This window comes from Hyalangium sp. (assembly GCF_035629615.1).
Lineage (GTDB): Bacteria > Myxococcota > Myxococcia > Myxococcales > Myxococcaceae > Hyalangium.
In genome coordinates this window covers 1-7,282 of record NZ_DASPHO010000425.1, presented here as the reverse complement: position 1 = coordinate 7,282, position 7,282 = coordinate 1, and the positions used below count along the sequence as shown (strand labels likewise).

7 protein-coding genes are annotated in these 7,282 nt (G+C 70.1%); all 7 read right to left on the bottom strand.

The genetic code is table 11. The features are described from left to right. The coding region (locus VD972_RS21670; RefSeq protein WP_324989944.1) for a 1-deoxy-D-xylulose-5-phosphate synthase N-terminal domain-containing protein at positions 1-396 on the bottom strand (396 nt) is incomplete at its 3' end. Further along, entirely contained in the window at positions 393-1,286 is an 894-nt protein-coding gene (locus VD972_RS21665) for a farnesyl diphosphate synthase (protein WP_324989942.1), read from the bottom strand. The genes VD972_RS21670 and VD972_RS21665, both read right to left, overlap by 4 nt. A 4-nt stretch (positions 1,287-1,290) precedes the next feature. Further along, positions 1,291-1,680 carry a response regulator gene (locus VD972_RS21660; RefSeq protein WP_324989940.1) on the bottom strand — a complete coding sequence of 130 codons (390 nt, stop codon included), beginning with the start codon at positions 1,678-1,680 and terminating at the stop codon, positions 1,291-1,293. Positions 1,681-1,701: 21 nt separating this feature from the next. After that, positions 1,702-2,034 (bottom strand): exodeoxyribonuclease VII small subunit, encoded by a 333-nt coding sequence (locus VD972_RS21655; RefSeq protein WP_414654097.1) that lies wholly within the window; start codon positions 2,032-2,034, stop codon positions 1,702-1,704. A gap of 77 nt (positions 2,035-2,111) precedes the next feature. Beyond that, on the bottom strand, positions 2,112-3,887 hold the full coding sequence (xseA, locus tag VD972_RS21650; protein ID WP_324989936.1) for an exodeoxyribonuclease VII large subunit: 1,776 nt from the start codon (positions 3,885-3,887) through the stop codon (positions 2,112-2,114). After that, positions 3,884-5,542: an FHA domain-containing protein gene (locus tag VD972_RS21645; RefSeq protein WP_324989934.1), complete on the bottom strand. Its 1,659-nt coding sequence runs from the start codon at positions 5,540-5,542 to the stop codon at positions 3,884-3,886. Before VD972_RS21645 ends, xseA begins: the two co-directional genes overlap by 4 nt. 107 nt (positions 5,543-5,649) lie before the next feature. After that, positions 5,650-7,282, bottom strand: a 1,633-nt coding sequence (locus VD972_RS21640) for an FHA domain-containing protein (protein WP_324989932.1), incomplete at its 5' end; no start/stop codon positions are given.

Below are 7,282 nucleotides of genomic sequence, written 5' to 3'. Positions count from 1 at the left end.
GCGCCGCCCCTCGAGCATCCCCAGCGCCGCCGACACCGCGGTGCAGGCATGCCCGGCGGCCAGCGCATCGTGTGGGCTCTCCCGGGGATCCAGGAAGGGCGCAATACCCCCCACCTGCCGCAGCGTGCCCATGCGCTCGCGCCGCCCGGTGAGGATCTTGTGCGCGTACGCCTGGTGGCCCACGTCGAAGAGGATCGCATCCTGGGACGAGTGGAACACCCGGTGCAGCGCCACCACCAGCTCCACCGCTCCGAGCGAGGCCCCCAGGTGGCCGCCCACGTGCCCGCAGATGGAGATGATCTCCTCCCGGATCTCTTCGCACAGGCGCGGCAGCTCCGCCTCGGGCAGGGCCCTCACATCCGCGGGCTCATGGATGCCCGCGAGGAGGGGTGTCACGAGTTCCGCTCCAGCACGTAGCGCGCCAGCACTGCCAGCGGGCCTCCCGTGCCCTCCAGTGGCTCCACCGCGGCCACCGCCTCCGCCACCTTGCGCTCGGCCAGCATCCAGGAGGCCTCCAGCCCGATCACGGCCGGGTAGGTATGGCGCCCCGCCGCGGCATCGGCGTGCACGGGCTTGCCCATGTCCTTGGCGTTCCCCATCACGTCCAGGATGTCGTCGGCGATCTGGAACGCCAGCCCGATGGACTCTCCATAGGAGTCCGCCCGAGAGAGGGCATCCGCGCTCCCACCCGCGGCCAGCACCCCGAGCCGGCACGCCGCGCGGATCAGGGCGCCCGTCTTCATGCCATGCATGCGCGAGAGGTAGTCGATCTGCGCGGGCCGATCCTCGGCGATGTCGAGCACCTGACCGCCGACCATGCCCGCCGCTCCGGCGGCCACTGCCAGCTCCCGGCACAGCGAGGCCCGCACCGGCTCCGGGCCAGAGGCCAGCACGGTGAAGGCCTCCGTGAGGAGCGCATCCCCCGCGAGGATCGCCAGCGCCTGGCCGTAGACCTTGTGAGAGGTGGGCCGCCCCCGGCGGAAGTCGTCATTGTCCATGGCGGGCAGATCGTCATGGATCAGCGAGTAGGTGTGGACGTACTCGAGCGCGCACGCGGCGTCCTCGGCCGGCGTCAGCGAGACGCTCTGCTGGAGGATGGTGTCCGCGAACGCCATGCAGAGGATGGGCCGCAGCCGCTTGCCGCCGGCCAGCAGCGAGTAGCGCATGGCATCGGCCAGCCCCGGCGGCGTCCCCGAGGCCTCCAGCCGGCTGGCACGCGAGAGCAGCAGGGCTTCCACGCGCGTCTGCTGTCTCGCAAGGAAGTCCTTCAGGTCGAAGTTGCTCACGAGTTCACTGCTCCTCCGGCGCCGCGGCCGGGACCAGCTCACGAATGCGGCCAAGCAGGCTGTTGAGCTCCAGCGGCTTGACGAAGTAGTCCGCGGCTCCCGCCTCCAGCCCTTTGCGCCGATCCTCCGGCTCGCCGCGCCCGCTCACGAAGACGACGGGAATGTCCCGGAAGTTCTGGTTCTTCTTCACGGCCTTGCACAGCTCGAACCCGTCGATCCAGGACATGTTCACGTCCAGGAGGATGAGGTGCGGGCGGTGCAGCTCCAGCGAGGAGATCAGCCGCAGGCCATTGGCCGCGCTCGTCACCTCGAAGCCCTCGGACTCCAGGGCCATGGCGAGGAGCTCGCGCGTGTCGCGGTCGTCATCCACGATGATGATTCTGGGCTTCTCCATGCCTGGCCCCGCATGCTGCCGTCAGAATGGAACGTCGTCCTCGGGAGGAGGCTTGTTCGCGGCCACGGCCCGAGGCGCCGCAGTGGGTGCAGGCCGGTTCCCCGCGGGCAAGGCGGCCACGGCCTCCCGGCCCTCCTCGTCCACCAGGAGCTGCTCGATGCGCTGCTCGGCCTCGTTGAGCTGCTTCTCGCCCTTGCGTACCAGCCGGATGCCCTCCTCGAAAGCCTTCAGCGACTCCTCGAGCGACAGGGAGCCGCCCTCCAGCTTCGCCACCATCTCCTCCAGGCGCGCCACGACGTCCCCGTACTTCTCGGGCGCTGGCTCCACCGCCTTGCCTGACTTCGACACGTCCACACCTCCACCCCCGTGAAGATGGGGCGGGCGACTCTAAAGGACGCCCCTGCTGGGAGCCAGCGTGGACTACCGGACTGTCAGCAGTCCACCGGCCCCTTCACGGCAGTCACCGTGGCCTCGATCTCCTCACAGCCCTCTAACGTCCGAGCCCCACTGCTGGCGAGCTTGATCCCCAGCAGCTCGCCCGGTTGCACATCCCCGATGGTGTGCACGACCGCCCCATCCCGCCGCCGGAAGGCCACCGCGTAGCCTCGGGACATGACCTTCAGCGGGCTCAAGGCATCCAGCCGAGCCTCCAGGCGCTGGAAGTGCCGCCAGGCCTCCGAGAGCCCGTGCCGCTGCAGGCTCGCCAGGCGGGCCTTGCGCTCGGCAAGCACCGCCCGCTCTGAGGCGACCCGCGCCGTGGGCGAGGCCCGCTCCAGTCCCAGCTGCCCCCGCGCCAGCTCCCCGCGCCGGGTGGTGATGCTCGCTCGGGCCGCCTCCTGGAGCCGTGCCGCCAACCTCAACAGGTGCGCGCGCTGCTCTCCCAGCCGGGCCTGGGGCCGCGCGCGCTGGAGCCGCTCGTGGAGCCCTCGCAGCCGCTCCCGGCGCTCGCGCTGGGCCGGCCGAAGGGCGCGCATCATCGCCTCGAGCTGCTCGGAGAGGAACAGCCGCTCCTGCCCCATCCGCCGCCGTGGATCCACCACCCGCCCGGCCAGGCTCCCCAGCCGCTCGCGCAGCTCCGCCTGCCGCCGCATCATCGCCTGGCGCAGCCGCGAGGCGTGGGTGGCCAGCGTCAGCTCCAGATCGCTCAGCACCGGCGAGAGCCGCTCCGCCGCGGCGCTGGGCGTGGGCGCCCGCCAGTCCGCCACGAAGTCCGCGATGGTGAAGTCGATCTCGTGCCCGATCGCCGACACCACAGGCACGGGCGCGGCGTGGATGGCCCGCGCGACGCGCTCCTCATTGAAAGTCCAGAGGTCCTCCACGGAGCCGCCGCCGCGCGTCACGACAATGACGTCGACGTCCACGCTGGCGCGGCCCAGGCGCTCGATGGCGCGCGCCACCTCCTCCGCCGCGCCCTCGCCCTGCACGCGCGCGTCGCACAGCAGCACGCTCAGCCGAGGGTTGCGCGAGTGCAGCACGCGCAGGAAGTCCTGCAGCGCCGCGCCGGTGCGGCTCGTTACCACGCCGATGCGACGGGGAAGGAAGGGCAGCGGGCGCGGCGGCCGGATGCGCCGATCTCCGATGAGCCCCTCCGCGGCCAGCTTCTCCTTGAGCTGCTCGAAGGCGAGCGCGCGGGCCCCCTCCCCCACCGGCTCCAGCCGCTGGATGATGAGGCTGTAGCGGCCCTGGGGCGCATACACGTCCACGCTGCCCTCGGCCACCACCTCCAGCCCATCCCGGAGGGCGAAGCGCAGCCGGGCCGCCTGGGACGCCCACACCTTCGCGTCAATGCAGGCCTCTGCATCCTTGAGGGTGAAGTACAGGTGCCCTCGCGCGTTGGCGCCCCGGAAGCCGGACACCTCGCCCCGGACGACGACGCGCGGATAGCGCGACTCGATGGTCTCCTTGAGCTGCCGGGTGAGCTCGCCCACGGACAGCACCGTGCGCGCCGGCCGAGCAGGTGCTCCGGGCAGAGACGCCAGCGGCGCCGACACATCCTGCGCCACGACGGGACGCTCGACGACGGCCGGCCTCTCCACGGGAGGAGCCTTCTCTGGAGGAGGAGGCGGCTGCGGCGGAGGCTGCGGCGACGGGGGTGGCTCAGGAGGAGCCACCACGACCAGGGCCTTGGACGGCTCGGTCGCGCCGAACAGATCCCCCTGCACGCCAGGAGCGGGCGGCTCCTCACCCGCCTTGCGCCGCCGCTTCATCTCTGGATCTTGTCGAGCCAGGTCTGCGCCTTCTGGTGGGTCTCGTCATCCGGCGGCGTCATGGCGATAACCTCCCGGAACTTCGGGGCGGCGTCCTCCGGGTTGCCATCCTTGAGCGCATAGGCCTGGAGGTAGAGATCCTTCGCCTTCTGCCTCAGCTCGGTGAGGATGTTGCTGGCACCCGCGTGGCCGGGATCCGCCTGGACCGTGCGCCGCGCGTACTCCACCGCGCGAGCCCACTGTCCCGCCGCGCGAGCCGCGGAGGCGCTCTTGTAGAAGATGTTCGCCGCGCGCGTGCCCGCGTTCCTCGCCATCTTGCTGGGGCCGCGAGACCCGGTGATCTGCTTGTCCAGCGACAACAGGCGAGCCAGCCCCTTGGCGTCCAGATCCTCCAGCTTCTTGTAGAGGTTGCCGAACTCCGTCATGTCCTTGAGCATCTCCTTGCACTTGGGCTTGGAGACGCAGGCGTTGGCCAGCGCCACTCCGCCAGACAGATCTCCGTCCACGAAGCGCGCAGCGGCCTGCTCCCAGGGCGGCGCGGTGGGCGGCGGCGGCGCCGGCGCCACGGGCGTATCCCGGACGCGGATCAGCCTCACGGCCTCTTCGTTGATGAGCTTGGCGTCGCGGTGCTCGGGGAAGACCGCCAGCACGTCCTCGGTGATGGCGCGGGCTTGATCCAGCTGCTTGTTGTCCAGCAGCGTCCGCGCCTCCTTCGCCTGCGCCTCGGAGGCCTCCGCCAGCTCCCGCTTCAGCTTGTTCACCTGCTCGAACATCGTCGTCTCGGCGGTGATCTTGTCCGACTCGGACTTGGCCAGCGCCAGCTTCTTCTCCGCCAGCGCGGCCTGGGCCGCCTTCAGGTGCTCCTGGTTGGGGATCTCCTTGTCCACCTGCTGCAGGTAGTCCGCCAGACCGGGGTAGTCACGCGCCATTCCCTGCAGCTCCAGGAGCCGGGTCTTGGCTTCCGTGTACCGGCCCTCGCGGATGTCGTTCTTGGCCTCCTGGAACATCGTCGCGAGCTTCTTGCGCAGCTCGGCCTGCAGCAGCTGCTCTTGGTAGAGCTGCTCCCGCTCGGCCTGCTTGCCCACCTGGATGACGATGAGCCCCGCGGCCGCCAGCACCAGCACCAGCCCCCCACCGGCCATCATCATCTTCTTCTTCTTCTGGAGCGCGGGATCCACTTCCTTCTTCACCGCGCGCCCGGGCCGCACACGCTCGGGCCTCCCAGGCCGGACCGGCACCCCGCTAGGCCCGGAGAGCGCACGGGACCGCCCCGTGCCCGCGGTGATGTCCACCATCATCGTCGCGTTGGCCACGTCGGTGAACGTCACCTCGGTGTCGCCCATGGTGATGACGTCCCCATTGGCCAGCACCGTCTCGTCGGTGATCTGCTCCCCGTTCACCAGGGTGCCGTTGCCGGAGCCCAGATCGCTCACCGTCCAGCCACTGCCCACCCGGCGCAGCATGATGTGCTTGCGCGAGACGGAGGTGTCCTGGATGCAGATCGGGTTGTCCGTCGCGCGACCGACGACGTACTCGTTGTCCTCCAGGCTGAACTCCTCACCGGCCTTGGGACCGGCGGAGACCATCAGCTTGGGGCCACTGAAGGGCATGGGCGCGGCCCGCACAGCCGCAGCCGTCGTCCCCGTCTTGCGCATGGGCCGCTGCCCGGTGCCAGTCGGAGGACCACCTGAGGATGACGGGCGGCGTCGCGCCGGAGGAGAGTTCGCCATGGGAAATCACCACTTCTCGTAGAGAGCACGAATTATATAGGAAGCTCGTACTCAGTCGCCTTCTCTATTGCCAGATTGTGGCAGCGATGCTCGGTGGTAGGGAAGCGCCTGAGGACCTCCTGAACGGTCGCCAGGGCCTTGTCCCCATCGCGGTACTGCACACTGCGTTGAAAATCGAGCATCAGCTTCCGGCACTCCTGATCCAGCTCCCTCGCCGTCTCGGCGAGCCTGTAGCGCACATCTTCGTAGAGCTCGGGTTTCTTCTCGAGCGCTTCCAGGGTGATCCATGCCGAGCGGAACAGCTTCCAGGCCTTGAAGAGATTCTCCGAGCCTACATCCTTCTGCTCATGGAAGCGTCGAGCCGTGGTTGCCTGCACCCGGGCCTGGGCAAGCAGCTGCTCGGCCGACAGCTCTGGCACGGGGATGACCTCCACGTACATGTTCCACACCCGCCAGCGCTCCTCGCCCGGGGGGTTGCGCGTGTTGTCGAAGACGAGCCAGTTGGGCGCATCGCGGCGCAGCAAGAAGAGCGGGAGGAGCAGCTGCAGCTCCCGCTCGTCCGTCTCCGCGCTGTCCGCTGGGATCCAGCCCACCTCTGCCCCGTTGAGGCTGATGCTCACCTCGCGCGACTGGGAGATGTCACTCGCCTGGTAATGTAGGACAGCCACTGCGCGGGTGGGGGATGCGAACTCGAAATGGAACTCCTTCAAGTCCGGCCGGTCCCAGGTGACACCGTCGCCCAGCCCGAAGGAGTCCGGGATCGGCGTCGGCAGGAGCTGGGCGGGCTCCGGGCCCCGAGTTTTCCCCGCCCCCTTCGTGGGGCGGAACACGTGGACGAGCACGCCCACCACGGCCACGAGGAGCACCCCGGTCATCACCCCGGCGACGGCTCTGACTCGGAGCGAGCGCCCTTCCCACCAGAGCAGGAGCTGCCCGGCGAGGGACCCTCTTCTCTCACGGCGGAGCCGGGCCCGCTCGGCGGCGGACAGCTTCGGCTCGGGCTGCGAGGAGGCGCCAGCGCGCGCGACGGGCGGCGCGCTCGGCAGCGAGACCTTCCGCGTGATCGTGGAGACCTCGGAGTCGGCGTCCGAAGCCTTCGCGGCGAGCGCTGCCGCCGCCAGTGCCTTCTCGACCGCCGCGGCATCGTTCACGATCGTGGGGATCTCGAGCTCGGCGATCGTGGCCGTCGGAGCCGAAGGGGGCGGCGCCTTCTGCGCCCCCGCGGGCCTGTGCACAATCGTCGGGATCTCGAATTCGGCGAGCGTGGCCATCCCGGCCGGGGCGGGCACCAGCGTCTGCCCCGCCAGCTCGGGCAAGGTGCGGTGGGGGCCGGTGTCCTCTGACTCCATGGCCTGCATCTCGGCCTGGGTCTGGGCCCGCGTGATGACGGTGCTGCTGCGCGGCCTCACTGTCGCGGGGGCAGGCTTCGGGAGCTCTCGCTCTGTGGGGGACAGCGGCGTGAAGAGGAACTCCAGCGGCCCCATCGCGAGCCGATCTCCGCCGCGCAGCTCCTGCTCCTTCTCCCGGCCGAGCGGCTTGCCGTTGAGGAGCGTCCCACGGGAGCTGCCCAGGTCCATGACGTAGTGCCTGCCGCCCCGCGCGAAGATGCGGGCATGGCGGCGGGACACACCGTGATCGTGCAGCACCACCTCGTTCTCGGCGGCG